This is a genomic window from Algoriphagus litoralis, from assembly GCF_003259255.1.
Classification (GTDB): Bacteria; Bacteroidota; Bacteroidia; order Cytophagales; family Cyclobacteriaceae; genus Algoriphagus; species Algoriphagus litoralis.
Genome location: NZ_QGOL01000011.1, coordinates 256,792 through 274,942 on the forward strand (window position 1 = coordinate 256,792; position 18,151 = coordinate 274,942).

Genomic DNA, 18,151 nt, shown 5'->3' on the forward strand with positions numbered 1-18,151 from the left:
TGTGAGAGTTGAGTTAATGTGCTGCTGCAGTGACAGGTTTTGAGCCTTTTTGCCAGATAAAGAAAATGATAAACAAAACGATCAGAATCCCTGGAAAGAGAAGCATTTTTTGCAAGGTTTCCTGTCCAGCTGCGAGCTCAAGGGCATCGCCAGCTAATCCTGCGGCGCTTTGAGTAGCACGTGAGGCATCGATCCATCCCCCGATGATTGGCTGAAAGATCGCGGTGGAAAACATCCCAACGCCACCGATAATTGACATTCCCAAAGCTCCAGAAAGCGGAACTCGCTGGGCAACTGCACCGACCATCACAGGCCAGAAATAACATACCCCAATCGCAAAGATTACTGCTGCTACATAAGCCATTGGACCTGTTACTGTACTGAATAGGAATATACCAATAGCAGCGAAAATAGCTCCACCAAGCAAAACTCCTGTTTGGCCAAGGGCTTTAACAACTGGCCCTGCAAAGAATCTTCCCACTGCCATCACTCCTGTAGTCAGTGCCAAGATCAACATTGGACTGGCTCCGCTGGAACCCATGATCAATCCTACCCACTGTTGTGGACCAAATTCAGATATGGCAGTTAAAGCCATACAAACAAAAAGGAAAATAAATACAGGACTGAGCATCGCTTTGAAGTTTGAGCTCACAGATGTAGCACCTTCGACTTTTGGTTTAGGGAATGCTTTTCCGAAAAAGAGAACAGCGTACGCGATGGTAGGGATCATCATCACCCATACTTGGGCCTGCCAAGTGAAGCCACCATCCGTCATAAACTTAGAAACTAAGCTACCTAAAACAATGCCACCTGGGAACCACATATGGAATCTGTTGAGCATTTTATTTAGAGTGGTTCCGGAATACATATCTGCGATCAATGGATTACAAGCGGCCTCAGTACATCCATTGCCAAAACCAATAAATAAAGTTGAAATAAGCAAAGTGGTGTAGCCATCCGCAAAAATTGTCAGCAAAATCCCTAGGGTGTGCGTAACAAAAGCGATTCTCATAATATTAGCTGGGCCAACAATATGGTAAAATAAGCCACCAAGAATCATAGAAATAGGGAATCCTAGGAACCACATGGAATTGATGAATCCAAGTTGCTCAGCAGAAAGGCCAAAGGAATCGCCTAGTTGAGGAAGAATACCTGCTCGAATAGAAAACGAGAAAGCAGTGGTGATTAGTGCCAAACAACTTGCGTTGAATAAGGCACCTTTGTTGATGGTTTGAGTCATAGATGAGTGCTTTTTGGTTTTTGGGTTGAAGAAAACTGAAGCTATAAACGGTTCAAAATAGAAAAAAAAAAGGATTTAGCTTTCCCGCAAAGAAAATTATTCCTTGAATGGAATTCTTGACTAATCCAACACCAGCAAAGAGCCAATTATTTTCTCTTCAAACTGATAGAGCGGGTTTTTTCCTACCAAGACTACAACATAGGTTCCGCTTGGGATATTCGCACCAGACACCTTTCCATCCCATTGTAAAATGGGTTCCCCATAGGAGATTTCTTCGGTACGATCCGAGTGGACCAGCCCTCCCTTTCGGTTGATAATGAATAGATCAACGCTTGTAATTCCTTCGGAAACCCTCACTTCAAAGGTTCTCGATCCATCATCCAAAATCATTGCATTTGGGAATACATATTCAAAACTACACGCATCGTAGGTTCTAAATGAAGCAAAAAACTCACAACCATCTGCAGTAGTAACCTTAAGTGTATATTCTCCAACTTCTTTTGGAGAAAATTGAGGATCGGTGGAGACTAATTGTTCACCCAGAAACCATTCATAGGCATCAAAATCTCCCGGGTCAATTATTGGCCCTTTTTTTCCTTTGGAACAAACCCCATATGATTCCTCTACCATGGGCTGGGTCAGTAGAATTGAATTTTCTACGGCTATCAAATTTCTTCCTATTTCACATCCAAGCTGGTTGTAAGCGACCACTTCATAAGTGCCGGGATTTTCTACCTGGATCTCAAACAATCCCTCAAACTGATCCAATTCTGTCCTCTGATCATTTTCATCAAAATAAATCCATTCCGTACGGTCTACTTCTTCTTCCGTTGTACTCAGCGTTATGATCGCAAAGTTGGGTTCGGGACAGATTTTGTTTGCCTCTAGATCCATCGGTACAGAGGTGATAGGGGCAACCACCACAAAATCAACAGGGCTTACCGGACAAAATCCACTCTGTAATGGCTGGACCAATAACGAATAATTGCCCAGTCCAGGAGGATAAAAATCCGGCCCTCTTCCGACAATTTCACCCGTTTCATTGAACCATCTGATGCTTGCGTCCTCTTCTGCGACGCCCTGTAGGTCGATCTTGTACCGAATGGGATCAAAGCATTTTTCTATCGCCAATATTGGGGCAAAAGCAATGGAAGAAGATAAAGTTGCGTCGAAGGCAATCTTTTTTGGACAAAGTATTCCTGTCGGATCAGATCCAATAATAGTATAAGTACCTGATTCCGTTAAAGTGTAGCTCTGTCCGGCTGAGATGGTTTCGGTGTTGCCATTGGGAAAGTTAAGTGAGAATGTCAGGTTTTGTGAAGTTTCAGGCTTCAGTTCAAATGTCTCACAAATATTTAATGAGGAGGGTACTGTGTATTCAACTTGGGTTGCTTTGGCAATGGTAATAGTCTCAACGGGATAAGTACAGCCATCCGCTGTCAACTCCAAAAGATAGGTGCCTGCACTGATAGGGAAATTTAGTTGGCCACTGGTTGGAATTATTCCACTGTCGGTTTCACCTCTACCGATTGCAAGTACTCGGTATGATCCGTTAGGGACTGGTGCCCCAAAGTCAACCTCCACTATTCCTGAGCTGACTCCATCAGTACTGCAGGTTTCATCTTGGATAGAAAGGGTAGGGTTAACCTGCCCGATACTAGGGTCAGATGGCAAAATTAACAATTGGGTCACTTGGCAGCCATTCTTCTCTACTACAATTGAATAAACCTGTGATTTCAAATTGGAAAATGTCTGCACACTACCTGCTGAAAGGTTGTTTTGGATCACATTCAATTCAGGAATATAAAGTGCGTCAATGTCTGAATCCACCCGGATTGCTATAGTTCCATTTGGATTCGTGCACGCATCCGGCTGGTTTAAAATTGTTGCTGTGACTTTTGGGGTTTCCTTCACTTCGAAGGCGATTATTTTTTCCGAGATACAATCCGGATAGTCTTCAGTTGTCGTCTGAAATGTGACTATATACAACCCGGGACCTGTGAGGTCAGCTGGTTCGACTGTGAAATCAAAGCCGCTTTCAAGCAAGGTTCGAGGTCCTGTAAAATCTTTTTGTAAGAACCAATCGCCTGACAAGGGAGTGTCCAATTCAAAGGAAACCGATTCCCCTTCACAGATGCTCGTAGAGGAAGGCACAATTTCAAAATCTATAGGAGGACCTACGAAAGTAGAGCCGTTGATTACGCAGGATCGATTGCCAGAGGCATCAGTTTGAAAAAGTTCGACCAAATAAAAACCAGGCGTATAGGCAAGAAGCTCATTACCTGTTCCAATGATATTCCCTAAAATATCTTTCCATTCTATGGTGTATTGGGATAAGTTTGGCGTATTTGGATTGAGAGCAGTGATGACTGCTGCAGAGCCTGCGCACAGCAAATAATCAGGAAGTAGTGCCAATTCAGGTCCAGCCTGAACTAAGACGGCTAATTGATCCTGATAAAAATTTGAATTGGTCCCGCGGCGGACTTGTAATTTTACTGTATAATTTCCTACCGTTGGGAAGACCACTTGAATCGTCTCCAGTTGGATGCCTCCGCTTCGCGAAAAAATCACCTCTCCGGCCGAATTGGTGACTTCCCAGTCATACACATCACCCGGATCACCACCTGCGCTGTACATGCCTACAATGTTGCCAAAAACAATGCATAGGTTTTCAGGGCCGACCAACTGAGGGTCTGCTTCTAGCGATAAGATGTGATTATCTCGGGCATTTGGTGGAGTATTACTTCCGCTCAAAGCGAATAGGGGTAGAAGTAAACTTGCCCAAATTAACAGCATCTCAATCTTCCTTTTTGGAAATTGAGTCTTTACCAACAGGGTTTATGTAATTTTTAGGTGATTGATTCGGGTTCTTCTCCCGATTTTTTTTAGATGCCAAATGTCAAAAAACATTCCACCTATGCTCTAAAGAGGAAAATAAATTTTTAATCTATCACAAAAATGGACCCAAGCTGTTCTTTCACAATATTTTTCTCATAATTTCTGAAGGTCATCCGAAAAGCATACGATCCTGGCGGGATTTTTTCTCCGTCAAAAAGACCATCCCATACACAGGTTGATTCTTCGGAAATCAATTCGGTTTGTTTACAGTGGAAAATCATTTGTCCCCATTTATTGAAAATCCAAATTTCCAATTCATCAATCAGGTAGTTGGTATAGATGAGGAATGGTTTGTCGGGATTTCCTGGCTGAATGGCATCTGGAAAAGCCACGCGCAATTCACATTCTTCCTCGGTAACGAAGTTGGTTTCATAGGCGCATCCTTCTGAGCTGAAGACCACCAGTCTGTAATTGCCCACCTGTAAGGGTTTAAAAGTCGGTGAATTAGCTACCAAAGATTCTTCAAAATACCATTCGTAGCTGGCAAAATTGCCGGGATCGATCACAGGTCCTATTCCATACCTTGGGCAGATTTGGTAGGAATTTTCCACAACCGGCCGAACGGTATCTTGACTCCTTAAGATCAGTACCTGATCTCTCCCTAATTGACAGCCAAATTGATTGCGTAAAATTACCTCATAGGTTCCCTCTGCGATCGCCAGAATTTCTGTCTTATCCGTATCAGAAGTCAAAGGGACCCTGTCGTTATCTATGGACGTAAACCACCATTCAATTTTCGAAACTTCTGTCAAATCCGCATTCACTGCCAAGGCCGCCGCTGTCTGGTCAGGGCAAAGTGGTTCTGCCAGGATCGAAGTTGCAACACTGAGCACCGGCTCCGGTGCTTCAAAAATTAGTGGCGAGATTTGGCAGGGAAGAGAGCCTTTAGGCTGGACTTCCAGCGAATAAGTGCCATAGCTGGAAAGGAATAAAGTCTGATCCGTGCCGATTACAGCCCCGCTTTGATTTTTCCAAAATATGTCAACCTCTGAGACGGTGTAATTTGCCAGCGAAGCAGTAAACTCATAAATTCCTTCACAAGTCAAATCGACAAGTTCAGGATTGAATTGGACAGGCTCGTATTTGGTGACAATGAAGGTTTTTTGTTCGGGGCAGAGAGGAAATAAAACATCTGGATTATAACCCAAAAGAGTATACGTTCCCGGCATTATGATCTCAAAGGCTTCATTCCAAGCCCTTGTCTGTGTGCTTCCATCTGGTAGGGTAAGGGTAAAAGTAAGGGGTGCTACACTTTGCGGGACTAGCTCATAGGGATCACAAATGGAAAGGGTGTTTGGGATTGTGAATTCTACTTTTTGAGGAGTTAAATCCAGATTCAACGTGCTTCTACCAAGCTCGCAGTTTTTCTGAATGGCTGGGATGATACTAAATACTGCAGCTTCATATACACCTTCTACATCGGCAATGATTTCAGTTTGATTTTTGAATTGAGGGAGGGTTTCGATTTCGCCTAAGTCGTTGAACCGTCTCCATTCAATATCCGTCACTTCTTCAAAATCTGTTGTGGTAATTGAGAGAATGGCCCTTGGTCCAAATTCACACAGTTTGGTAGATGTCAAATTTACTTCAACAGATAAGACAGGCTTTTTAATCTCAAAAGCTATCGGAGGAATTGGGCAGGCCGAACTGTTTGCGGGTTGGACATCGAGTGAATAGTTTCCAGAAATAAAGGGATCTAGGTCAAGAAACTGACCCGTTCCTACCACATTATTGTTTTCATCAAACCATCTGAATTTAACGGTTTGGGGATCTCTTCCATTGATGTTGGCTTCATAGGTCCTATTTCCAAAGCAATCCTGAGAAATCAAAACAGGTTCAAAATCAACAGGCGCTACAAGCGTCACATCAAACTCCTTCAAAGTCGGGCAAATTTCACTTTGATTTGGAATTGTACCCAAAATGGTGTGGGTACCAGCCTGAGTTAGCGGAAATACTTCTCCAGTACTGAACGTACTCGAAGTTCCATCGGGTTCAGTGATAGTAAACTGAATCTCTTGGGCTGTAACTGGAGTAAAATCCAAAGTCTGACAGACTGCAATCGAGGCTGGAACCTCAAAATTGGTTTGCTCTAAAGATTTGATTACCAATTGGTTTGATTGTGGAAGTGTGCAATCATCCTCTCCATACAATTCAAAAAAGTAGGTTCCTCCAGCGATTGCTACTTTGATTGTAGGTTGATTTCCAGTCGGTTCTTCAAGCAACACGGCACCCTTTTCATTGATTAATCGATAGAATCCATTAATTGGTCCATTTAAAAGATTAACGGTAAAGGCCCCATCGATTTTACCGGTTGCTGTGCAGGTTTCCGGTTCAATGTCTACGATATCAAATTTCAGCTGCTCGGGAGGATTGTCAAGAGGAACTACCGATGCAAGGGCATTGCTACAGCTTCCTAGATTTGCCACTACAGTGTAGGATCCAGATTTTAGCCCACTCAAATCGATCTCATCTCCGGGTGACAGAGGCCCAAAACTTACAGATGAATTTTCAATTGAAATCTGGTCAATAGCTGTCAATGCTTTTATACGAATGGCGCCATTGGCTACCTGACAGCCACTGGCTGATACAGGCGATAAAAATTCAAACCGAGGTTGATCGTAATAAATGAAAGTGGACGAAGATTCCAGAGTACAGGCCGGGTTTTGACTATTGGTCACTGTCATGAAAACAGTGTAATCGCCTGGAACGAGCATCAAAACCGATGGATTAAAGGTAAGGCTTGAACTCTCACCTAATTCTATTCGCTCTGTTTCGCCATTCTTCAGAATTGACCACTTTCCGTTAGTGACAGGTTGACTGAAAAAGCTTATTTCCTGATCTGGACAAACAGTCGAAGCAGATGATTCGATCGAAAAAGAATTGGCCAAAGAGACTCGGGATGTGAGCTGAGTACTACATTCCTTCTCTCCATTGGAATTGATAAAGAAAAAAACTACGCTATAACTCCCCGCTTGATTGACTTTTAGGACGTTTTCGTTTCCAATGATATCTCCGCTTTCATTTTTCCACTCAAATTCATAGAAGGAAAAATTGCCGCTCTCGGAATCTATAGCGATAAGATCAATCTCCTGATTCTCACAGATGACATATGTGGGTTCAAGTACCAATTCTGGTCCTTTGACCAATTCTACGGGTTTACTAAGTGCTCCGAAAGGAATTCCACCTCTACTTACAGTAAGCTTTATGGTATGTATTCCAATCTGTGAAAACGTAAAATCCAAGGTTTGAAAACCACCACCACCTGTAGCCGAAAATATCAATTGACCTGAGGGTCCAAGTATCTCCCAACTATAGACATCGGTAGCAGGATTGCCTCCACCAAAAAAACTGCCCAAAACACTCCCAAATACATTACAAAGCCGATCTGGTCCCGACAACTCGGGATCATTAAGTGCAAGTGAAGCTTTGGTTGGAGAAAATTTTTGAATCGAAAAAGTATCAAAATCAATCGTACGCTCTATCGCTAAGAAGGGAAAGAGGAAAAATAAAATAAATGAAAAGAAAATTGAAAGGGACTTTTTCAAGGAGTAGAAAAAACTGGTTTTCAGCACACTAAAGTACCTAATTATCCTCGAAATTGTCTCATCAACAAATCGAAATCAAAAATTCGATTTCAACCTTACCTGACAAAGACCCAGTCTTTGTGATCACTCATGGGAGCTGAAAATTCATACCTCTCCAGATTGAATCCTTTCAAATGCTCCGGATCAGTGATTCTGTTTTTGATAGCATAGTCAGTCATTAATCCTCTGGCCTGCTTTGCAAAGAAGCCAATGATTTGATATTCACCGTTTTTGAATTCCTTGAAATGAATGGTGATCACTTGACTTTTTAGCGCTTTGAGATCTACAGCTTTGAAATATTCTTGGGAAGCCAGATTGATAATTGTAGCCCCATTTGAGGCGTTTTTTATTGCTTTTGCAATTTTTGTCCCCCAATATTCATAGAGATTTTTCCCTTTTTTTGTTTCTAGACGGGTTCCCATCTCGAGTCGATAGGGCTGAATGAGATCCAGTGGCTTTAGCAAACCATAAAGACCAGAAAGAATCCTGAGATGCTGTTGGGCAAATTCAAAATCTGCTCTGGAATAGTGATCCACATCGATTTTGGTATATACATCACCTTTGAATGCAAGTAGAGCCTGCTTTGAGTTAGTGGTGGTGAATTCTTTTTGGAAAGATTTATACCGTTCCTCATTCAGGGTAGCCAGATTTTCACTTACGTGCATCAGTTCCGAAATCTCCTTTGCGGTCTTTTTTTTCATGACGCTGACCAGCGCTTTGATTTCTGAGTTAAAGTCGGGAAGCGTGTGCTCTTTAAAAATCGGGTTGGAATAATCTAATGTTTTGGCAGGAGAAATCAGAATCAACATACTTGCTACTATTGGATAATCGTAATCGCTTTGGTTTCGGTCTCGGTTTTGTTTTGTGCTCGGGAGGTAAACTTCACTACGACCGCATATGTTCCATTAGGGACAAATTTTCCGTTGACCATACCATCCCATGGACAGAAAGGTTGTCTGGGTTCTAGATTTTCGTGTTCACAGAAGAAAATCAATTCTCCCCATCGGTTGTAAATGAATACATCTACCTCATCGATGTATTCGTTGGCATAGAGGATAAATCCCCGGTTGGGATCATCTAGAACCACACCGGTAGGATAAGTAATCCGAAGCCTACAATCTTCATTCACAGTAAAATTGGCCACATATTCACAGCCTAGATTGTCAGATACCCGAAGTTCATAATTTCCCGGAAGGGTAGGGGTGAAAATGCCGTCCTGGGAGACTTCTTCCCCATTTAATCTCCAGCTGTAATTATCGTAATCTCCCGGGTCTATACTGGTAGTGACTCCCTCAATGGCGCAAATGGTAAATTCCGAAGGCACCACAGGAGGAATAATGGTAGACTTGGATACGACGCCATTCGCCCTGCCAAGTTCACAGCCAAACTGGCTACGAAGGAGAGCCTCATAGGTTCCTTCCACACTCACTTCAATGACGGGTAAATTATCAAACTCAAAAATCCGCGTTCGGGTGCCGCCTACTACTGAGTACCACTCTATCTCAGTCACAGTCGAGAGATCCGCTATTACAGTAATGGTAGTGCTTGTTTGCTCGATACAGAAGGGTACTACGTCCAGACTTACTACCACTGATTCTGTTAAAACCTCAGCAGAGAAAGGAATTTCGCTGGATGGACAAAGTCCTCCTGCGACTGGCTGAACTTCCAGCGTATAATCACCCCCACGAGTCGGAACAAAAGTCTGCCTTCTGCCTACGATGACACCAAGATTATCCTTCCAAAGAAAAATGACGTCTGCCGGATTAGCGTTATTCAGAACTGCCTCGTAGGTCACGCCCACCTGACAATCGATGATTGGGCCAGAAAGATTATAGTCCAGTGGTGCCGTGATCGTCACATTCATATCGATCTCCCGCGGGCAGTTTGTACCCATCGGATCCACACCGCTGACAGTGTAGCCCCCACTTTGGGTGAAGGTGAAATTTCCATCAGCATCGGGAAAAATAGTTGTCCCCAAAGAGTTAATAGCTGAATAGATCAAAGATTCAGGGCCACTTGGAGCAAAAGTGAAGCTTTCGCAGGCTTCTACTTGAGTAGGGACTGAGAAGACTACTTCAAATCTCTCCAAAATCGTTATCGGATCATCCAGGGTAATTGGGCACCCAGGCAATGAAGGATCTGCCTGAAAGAGAATATAGGCCTCATACTCTCCATGAGGTACGTCCACTGTCCAAATATGAGTGACTGGTAGTGGACCAGTTATCTCTAAACCATCTCCGACCCGGATCAAATGGTATGAGCCGGTCTGAGCAATTCCAGCGTCGAAAGCAAAAGTAACTGTACCTGGCAATACACCATCAGGTCCACAGATTTCATCTCTGACACTAACACTATACCTGAGTAGCGTAGGAGGATCAAGATTTTCTACCGTGACAGGTAGGAAGTAAGTACAACCCTGACTGTTTTCGGCTTCGATTACATAGACTCCCGGCAGCAAATTAGACACTGGAATGATATCTCCTGCATTTACATTTGAAAATGTCAAACTGAGTGCTGGAATTCTGACCTCAGCGGCATTTGCCTGCATAGTAATTTCAAATGCCCCGTCTGCAGTGGCACAATCCGTGGCAGGAGTAGTTTGAGTTGGTACAAACAGCGGCAATTCATTGACCAACAAGTCCAGTTTTTTCTCGACGGTACAACCTTCTAAAATCGGATCCTGTGTCACAAAAATTATCTCGTATTGACCTGAGCTAGGAAGGGTATTGATGAATAATTCCAATTCGAAAAACTCACCCAAGCTTACCCGGTTCCCATCTTGATTTAACTCATAAAACCACTCACCGGAAATTGGAGTATTTGGAGCAAAAGTAACTGTGGTCTCTTCAAAGCAAACTTCAGTTGCCGTTTGAGTCAGATCAAATTCAAATGCTGGACCTACAAATACCTCAGCTGTAGCCGGACAAGTTTCAAAAAGCAAAGCCTCATCATCACTCAATCCTGAAGGGAGTTTGAAGCTTACTTGGACTGTATAGATGCTTTCTTCGTCTACTGTGATTGAGTTGGAATTTTCGTCTCCAAACACAACTCCAGCAGCATTGGTCCATTGGAAGTCATAGAGCCCTTCAGCTGGATCATAGCCATCTATGGCTGTAAGTGTTACCGGCGATCCTGCACATAGGGTTGCATCATCTTCCAAGGTAAGCGTTGGAGGCGCAACTACCTCGATTTCTCCCTCTGCTCTGAAATATTCAGGATCTCCGCATCGATCTACTCTAAGTTCTACCGTATAGATACCCGGAGCAGTGAAGATTTGATCCAACGTCTGGAATTCTTCTCCCGGTCCGCCAAAGTTATTTCTGACCACGGTCCCATCTTCATTGGTAATCGTCCAAAAATACGAGTCGATATCAGGCTCACCTGCTCCTTCGAGTAGACCACTTGCCCCAAGTTCCGGATCTAGACACAGTCTGGGCGGAAGGGAAAGGGCTGGCTCAGGAATAGAGCTTCCGGAGTTTTGAACAAAGGATGGCAGACCGAGATTGGATGTGCCGGGCATCGGTTCTACTGCATCCTGAGTGAAGGTGCTGGTGCCTGTACATCCTGATCCGACTTGAATTTGTCCGATCCGATTGTCTCCTACCACAGCTACATAAATCTGCCCATCCGAAGCGATTTGTAAGGCGCCAAGATCTAGACTGGATGTCCCGCTAAGTTGATTTCTCGTGGTGAGAATACAGGCCTCACGCTGGGCTCTGGTAGTTGCTGAGGAAAAGCAAGAAGGACAAACAGGTGCATTCGGGTCATCATTTTCGACTGCCTTGATGATAAATTCTTCAATTCCCGGACCTCCATTTCGGTAGGAAACCAATACTCTGTCCGAATCTTGTGAAAACTCCAAGCCGTACACATCTCCATCACATCCCAAGTCGATTCGTGCATATTCACTAAGCTCTCCCGTTTGCTGATCAAATTCAAAGATTTCGGCTTTATTACAGCCTCCTTCGGAGATCGTTACAGCCAGCTTAGTTCCGTCAGGGCTAAACTTCATCGCTCCGACTCCTGAGTTAAATCCATGGTTACTCCCTACCGAACTGAGAACTGGCTGACCGATGCCCTGGCTCGAAACAGGATAGGCACGGAAGGTATTATTTCCCAGCTCATGAAACATCACCCATGTGGTATCACCTCCTGAAATTGCGGCTGATTGTTCCGTGGAAGGACTAAAGAGGAAATTGTCTTTGGTCGTTACATTGCCGACTCCGTTCTGGTTTTCGGCTTTGATGTCCACGAGAGAATAACTCACACTATTTGTTCCACTGGCTGTTGCCTGAGTGGTAAATAAGTAAAATAAAGTTTGCTGTGAGGGAACAGGGACTGCTAAAACTGACTGACTAGAGGTATTATCTCCACCGATGTCATCCCCGTTTTCCATAAGGTTTCCATTCAGATCCCACACCGATTGTCCGTCTGTAAAAAAGAGTACTTCCCCGGCTTGGTCCGAAATGGTCGTCGTACCGGCGGGAATGTTTTGTGGATGTCGTTGCTCGATCGGTCTTGGAGTGGGTGCGTTTTCATCATTGGGATCAGGATTGAAGTTCAAGCCCGCACCGTCACCAAAGTACCAGATGTTGTTGGATTGGTCTGGTAAATCCCAGATTTTTACTCGGATTTCAGCATAAGCATAGCATTCAGAACCTGGCTCTCTGACCAAAACCCAATACAATCCCGGAAGACAAACTTCATTTTCTTCTTGTCCTATCCATCCTTGGTCACGCTTGTTTGACCAGAAATATTCATAGTTGGATCCGCCTCCTCCAGGAGCTTCTCCGCCTTGTTCTCCTTCCGCTGCTTGGGCTTGCAGCAAAGGAGATAAGTCAATACAACTCAAACATAGAGTCGTGTCTGAAGGAGTGAAATTTGCCTCAAGGTTATTTTCGGTCAGCGGGATTGTTTTGTCTACCACTTGTGTGCTACCGTCTTCAAATTCAACCGTCAAGGTCACCTGTAGACTTGTCCCCTGTGTAGCATCCTGCGGAACTAAAAAGTGCTCCTGTGAAAAGTCAGCAGGTAACGGGTTTCCTACAGAATCGGTCAGTGGAGGGTTAAATTCCCAATTGAACGATACAGGTTGGTAGTTTTCCGGAGTAATGACACTGGTGAGCTGCACAGGATTGTTGGAGCAGGGAGCGTCTGGACTCCAGGTGAAATCCGCAGTAGGGTCGATATCCGCATTTGGAGCAAAAACAGGAAAAATCGTTCCGCAAAAGTCAGTCCCCATAAACGGGTCCTCTTCCACTGTCAATAAGCTCAGGTCAGGCTCATTGGGATTAGTGACTCTCCCGATCAACTGTGGCCCTCCTGGTACTTCTTCGTAGATGTAGTAGAGCTGTCCATCAGGACCGGACTTGATATCATAGACCTGATTCAGTCCTGTGGTCAACGAAATTTCCTCAGGAGTTGCTGTCAAGTCACCACTTGGTACCCTGAATAGCTGGTTTCCTCGCGAGAAATAGATGAAGTTTCCGTCAGGAGAAAAATCCGCTCCACCGATTTCGTCACTTCCTCCGGAGCCTGTTATCGGTGCAGGATTGCCAAAATTGCCAGAACTTGTATCAAAAGGAATGACCAAAATATCATCGGTTGAATCCTCTGAAATCACGATCAGCCGACTGTTTTCCTCGTCAAAGATGATGGCTTTAGGAGTGAAAGGAATCCCTTCTGTATCAGTCTGTGTAAAATTCCCTTCCGAATTTCCGATTCTTCGGGAAATGAGATTTCCACCGTCAAAGCTGATAAGATAAGAGGATGAGGAGGGCGTCTTAACCACCAAAATTGCTCCTGAGGAAGAACCGATTACCTGATCTTTTGCGGTGACTTCTCCCAGGGGTCGTTCATTTCCCGTAGCCTGACCTGCGGCATTCATATCTACCACGGCATATTGCAGCTGTCCTCCCGGCGATATGTAAAAAATGTAGAAAAGCTTATTTCCATCCGGATCGTATTCCAAAAAGCCGGTCGCTACTTTCTGTCTCCCATCGATATCTCCATCAAGACCGGGGGCGCTGCCTTGAATCGGATTGGAACTGTTGTCGTAGACCAAGACTCCATTCGTGGAGAAAAGCGGCTGTCCGGTAATCGGGTCAATAGCCAGTGCATTATTGTTTTCGCCGATAATGACCGATCCGGGAAGAGTTTGTACAGTAGCAGTCCCTCCTTTTCCGAAGGATAAATAGCTGTTTGGAGTCCCGCTGCCGCAATTTCCAAAAATCCATTCGTTATCATTGAAGCCTTGTGAATAGCCAATCCTGCTAAATCCCAAAAGGCTCAGGAAAATGAAGCTTGTAAAAATTAAATTGAACCTTATGGAAATAGGTCTGCTTTTCATATTTTTCGAACTGCTTACTAAAACATCCAAAGGGATGAATCGTTTAGAAGCTAACTGAATATTCAAATAAACGAACAAATCCTTGTTACGGTCTCTGATAGTTATTGTTTTTTTTGTGGCAAGTTGTTTCATCTTTGTCTCGCCGTCCTTTGGACAAGACCCACAATATAGTCAGTACTACGCAGCCCCGCTTTATTTAAATCCTGCCATGGCAGGGGGAGAACTTACGGGAAGGGTAGGATTTAATTACCGAAATCAATGGCCTTCTATTGATGCGCAGTTCACCACATTTTCAGCTTATTATGACACTTATCTGCCTGATTACAACAGTGGGATAGGCTTTCATGTCATGCAGGATACGGAGGGTGCTGCCAAACTTAGATCTACGACCATTTCTGCGATGTATTCTTACGAGTTGAAACTAGGGGAAAACTCCTACTTCCGTCCCGGCTTTCAAGCGAGTTACATCAGAAGGGAAATTGGTTTCTATGAAAATTTGGTTTTTGCGAACCAGATCAATCCAAGTGATCCTTTTGGTCCGACGCTTCCGGGCACTGACATTCCTGGCCTAGGAGATCCAATAGGTATGCTTTCCGTCTCAGTTGGAGGTTTGTTTTTTACCGAGAATCTTTGGGCAGGATTTTCAGCGCACCATGTGAATGAACCTAACCAGTCCTTTATAGATGGTATTAGCCCGCTTCCGATGAAGCTTTCCTTCCATGCCGGCTATCGGATCGACTTGGGAGAGGGAGGCATGCGTGGGGATTTTACACATATGAGAAGACAGCGTTCCATCACGCCTACGATCAATTACAAGCAACAAGGCCCTTTTGAACAACTCGATGTAGGGGCATATTTTTATGTAGAGCCTATCGTTTTTGGAGTTTGGTATCGAGGTCTGCCATATAAGCCAGTTGAAAACCAAAGCAATCGCGACGCTATCGTGATGATGGTTGGGGTGAATTTACTCAGCGGATTGAATATCGGGTACAGCTTTGATTACACCGTGTCGCAGCTTGGCATTCAGTCTGGAGGAGCGCATGAATTGAGTCTTTCCTGGACCTTGCCCAATAGCTATCAAGGAAAACCTTCCCGCCGGGACACCATCCTTCCCTGCCCTAAATTCTAAAATTCATGGACCCGGAAAATTTAAAATACCTCCTCCTTGGGGTGTTGGTGTTTGGTTTTTTGGTACGGAAAACGCTCGGGTTTCTTAATGTGAAAAATCCGGTTCCAGAGATTCCAGCGACGCTCTCTCAATACCTGAGTACCTCCAAACTTGAAGAAGCAAAAGCCTATCAGCGAGAAAATTTTCGATTCAAATTCCTTGCGGGTACCTTTTCATTCATCTTGACTTTTTTGTTTATCGCCTTGGGTTGGTTTGGTGCGATTGATTCCTGGGTTTCCGCTTTCGGCTTTGCACCCTTAGTCAAATCACTGGTGTTCTTTGGGTTGATATTTGTCGGTTCGGATTTGCTCAGTTTACCTTTTGATTACTACAACACCTTTGTAATAGAAGAGAAATATGGATTCAACAAGACTTCCATCCGGACGTTTTTCTTGGATAAGGTAAAAGGCTACCTGCTGTCAATCTTAGTAGGAGGAGGATTGCTTTTGGTTTTTCTTTGGCTAATCCACCGGATGGGCCACCACTTTTGGTGGCAGTTTTGGTTGGTGGCAGCGGTTTTCATGGTCTTGGTCAATCTTTTTTATACGGCATGGATTCTTCCACTTTTTAATAGACTGACTCCGTTGGAGGACGGTGAACTGAAGCATAAAATCCTTCACTATGCCAGATCGGTCGATTTTCCTTTAGATAATATTTTCGTCATCGATGGAAGCAAACGGTCCTCCAAAGCCAACGCTTTCTTTTCCGGATTTGGAAAGCGAAAGAAAATCGTGCTGTATGACACCTTACTCGAGCAGCACCCACCGGATGAATTGGTGGCAGTTTTGGCTCATGAAGTGGGACATTATAAGCGGAAGCACATCGTGTCCGGAATGATTATTTCTGTACTTCAGGTTGGATTGATGCTGTTTTTGTTGTCCCAGTTTATTTTTTCAGAGCGAATGAGTTTGGCTCTTGGCGGCCAGGCTTGGTCAGCAGAGTTGAATATCATTGGGTTTACTATGCTATTTACTCCGATTTCTATGGTTTTGGGAATGGGTATGAACTGGCTGAGTAGGAAAAATGAATTTGAGGCGGATGAGTTTGCCAAAACAACATTCTCTGGTGAACCTTTGGCGGAAGCACTGAAAACACTTTCAGTCAAAACCTTGAGCACCATTAATCCTCACCCTTGGTACGTTTTTGTTAACTACTCGCATCCGCCACTGTTGGAGCGGTTGGAAAAGTTGGAAAATTGAAAAACTTCTGAAAAACTATCACCTAATCTTAGGTTGATTATTTCCAAAAGTTGACTTGAAAAAAGTTAAAGACATTTTGATCTGGGTATTTCAAAAGAAAGACCGCCAGGTATCCCAGCGGTCTTAGTTCTTGCATATCGGCTCTAGTTTCTTGATACTTATGTCTTGCTACTAGATACTCTGAAATTATTTTTAAACCCTATAAAACTCCTCCCAGCCTTTTCTTGGCGGCATGCCGGCCAAAACCTGATTGGCCAGTGGATTGTTGGTAATTTGTCTCGTTTCCCGGTCAAATTCCAGTTTCACGCCCATTTGCTGCGCCATTACTCCAAGGCAGAATACCTGACTGAGAGGTCCGGCGATTTCAAAAGGTGAACGTGTCTTTTCCTCGCCTTTACAGGCTTTCAGGAAGTTTTCAAAATGGTTGGATGGACTCTGAGGCACTTCGGGAAGTTTGGATTCCCACTCCTTGGCCTTTTCCTCGGGAATAATAGAAAGCGTGCTACCGTGCGAACCGCCTTTGAAAGTCAGTTCTTTGCTGTAAATGATTTTGCCGGGATTCAACTTTGCAGGCTGGATCTGTCCATTGCTCGGTGGTGGAATATTTGGGTCCAATTCAGAGACACCATATCCATCAGGAACAGCCGGGATATTGTCCAAACCATCCTGCCAGGTGATCGTCATTGGAGGCATTGCGCCTCTAGCCGGAAACTTGAATTCCAAGGTGGTGGACATTGGGAAAAAGAACATGTTATGTCCACTGAGTTTGGTGGGGTTGATTTCGTAAGGAAGTCCCAAATCCAAAAACTCATGGGCTGTATCTATGATATGTGCTCCCCAGTCACCCAAAGCGCCCATTCCGAAATCATACCAGCAGCGCCATTGACCGTTGTGGTAGTCCTTGTTAAATGGATGCGGTCGTGCCTGAGCTGTCCAGACATCCCAGTCGAGGGTAGAAGGAACCGGTTCGGCAGCCGGAAAACTACTGATGTTGGGATCCCAGCTGTGCCATCTTCTTCGGCTATTCATGTGGGCCGTCATCGCTGTGACATCCTTGATTATGCCTGCTTCTTTCCAGGCTTTGAACTGGAAATAGTTTCCTTCCGAGTGACCTTGATTACCCATTTGGGTGGCAAGCTTCGGGTATTTTTTGGCGGCAGCCATCATCAAGTCTACTTCTTGGAAAGTACGTGCCATTGGCTTCTCGACATAGACATGTTTGCCTTCGGCTAAAGCCATCATGGTCGCCGGGAAGTGGGAAAAATCGGGTGTAGCGATACTTACCGCGTCAAATTCACCCCCGATTTCATCGAACATCTTTCGGAAGTCCTGATACTTTTTGGCTTGAGGAAACATCTCCATCACCTCCAAAGTCTGCTTTGCACCCATATCCACATCGCAAAGCGCTACGATATTGCAAAGTCCAGTCTTGTGAAGTGCCTTGATGATTTCGTTTCCTCGGTTGCCGATGCCGATGCATGCAAGATTGACTTGATCAGATGGAGCGACATAGCCCATCGATTTGCCCAGAACTTTTGGGGAAATCAAGGTAAAGCCTGAAAGCCCTAGCGCCGCTGTGGCTCCGGTTTTCAGAAAGTCTCTTCTATTGGTTGACATGATGGGGTTGTTTTGGGTAAAAATCTTGTGTTTTAGGAAGGTTGAACAGACTTCTATTTTTTTTCGAGAAGTAATCTACTATTCAAAAACCAAAAT

Annotated in this window: 8 protein-coding genes; 2 read left to right on the forward strand and 6 right to left on the reverse strand. The window is 44.3% G+C overall.

What is annotated here, in order from left to right:
* Positions 1 to 13: 13 nt before the first annotated feature.
* The 5 genes from DK188_RS14280 to DK188_RS14300 form a co-directional block, all read right to left on the reverse strand.
* Positions 14 to 1,240, reverse strand: coding sequence for an MFS transporter (locus DK188_RS14280; RefSeq protein ID WP_111671487.1), 1,227 nt, complete (start codon positions 1,238 to 1,240; stop codon positions 14 to 16).
* Between the two features lie 120 nt (positions 1,241 to 1,360).
* Positions 1,361 to 4,036, reverse strand: coding sequence for a hypothetical protein (locus tag DK188_RS14285; protein ID WP_198673022.1), 2,676 nt, complete (start codon positions 4,034 to 4,036; stop codon positions 1,361 to 1,363).
* Between the two features lie 146 nt (positions 4,037 to 4,182).
* Positions 4,183 to 7,683: a gliding motility-associated C-terminal domain-containing protein gene (locus DK188_RS14290; RefSeq protein WP_157963242.1), complete on the reverse strand. Its 3,501-nt coding sequence runs from the start codon at positions 7,681 to 7,683 to the stop codon at positions 4,183 to 4,185.
* A gap of 95 nt (positions 7,684 to 7,778) precedes the next feature.
* Positions 7,779 to 8,531, reverse strand: coding sequence for a peroxide stress protein YaaA (gene yaaA, locus DK188_RS14295; RefSeq protein ID WP_111671490.1), 753 nt, complete (start codon positions 8,529 to 8,531; stop codon positions 7,779 to 7,781).
* 8 nt (positions 8,532 to 8,539) lie between these two features.
* A complete protein-coding gene (locus tag DK188_RS14300; RefSeq protein WP_111671491.1) occupies positions 8,540 to 14,071 on the reverse strand; it encodes a gliding motility-associated C-terminal domain-containing protein in 5,532 nt (1,843 codons plus the stop codon).
* Between the two features lie 82 nt (positions 14,072 to 14,153).
* On the opposite strand from DK188_RS14300, the gene DK188_RS14305 reads away from it, so the two are divergent.
* Together DK188_RS14305 and DK188_RS14310 are read left to right on the forward strand one after the other, a co-directional pair.
* Positions 14,154 to 15,200 (forward strand): PorP/SprF family type IX secretion system membrane protein, encoded by a 1,047-nt coding sequence (locus DK188_RS14305; protein WP_111671492.1) that lies wholly within the window; start codon positions 14,154 to 14,156, stop codon positions 15,198 to 15,200.
* A 5-nt stretch (positions 15,201 to 15,205) separates the two neighbouring features.
* On the forward strand, positions 15,206 to 16,438 hold the full coding sequence (locus DK188_RS14310) for a M48 family metallopeptidase (RefSeq protein WP_111671493.1): 1,233 nt from the start codon (positions 15,206 to 15,208) through the stop codon (positions 16,436 to 16,438).
* Positions 16,439 to 16,630: 192 nt separating this feature from the next.
* On the opposite strand, the gene DK188_RS14315 is transcribed toward DK188_RS14310, so the two are convergent.
* On the reverse strand, positions 16,631 to 18,055 hold the full coding sequence (locus tag DK188_RS14315) for a Gfo/Idh/MocA family oxidoreductase (protein WP_111671494.1): 1,425 nt from the start codon (positions 18,053 to 18,055) through the stop codon (positions 16,631 to 16,633).
* Between the last annotated feature and the right edge of the window lie 96 nt (positions 18,056 to 18,151).

Excerpts from the sequence above, each read along its gene's own strand:
- DK188_RS14280 (WP_111671487.1), bottom strand. The coding sequence starts at position 1,240 with ATGACTCAAACCATCAACAAAGGTGCCTTATTCAACGCAAGTTGTTTG.
- DK188_RS14285 (WP_198673022.1), bottom strand. The coding sequence starts at position 4,036 with ATGCTGTTAATTTGGGCAAGTTTACTTCTACCCCTATTCGCTTTGAGC.
- yaaA (WP_111671490.1), bottom strand. The coding sequence starts at position 8,531 with ATGTTGATTCTGATTTCTCCTGCCAAAACATTAGATTATTCCAACCCG.
- DK188_RS14300 (WP_111671491.1), bottom strand. The coding sequence starts at position 14,071 with ATGAAAAGCAGACCTATTTCCATAAGGTTCAATTTAATTTTTACAAGC.
- DK188_RS14310 (WP_111671493.1), top strand. The coding sequence starts at position 15,206 with ATGGACCCGGAAAATTTAAAATACCTCCTCCTTGGGGTGTTGGTGTTT.
- DK188_RS14315 (WP_111671494.1), bottom strand. The coding sequence starts at position 18,055 with ATGTCAACCAATAGAAGAGACTTTCTGAAAACCGGAGCCACAGCGGCG.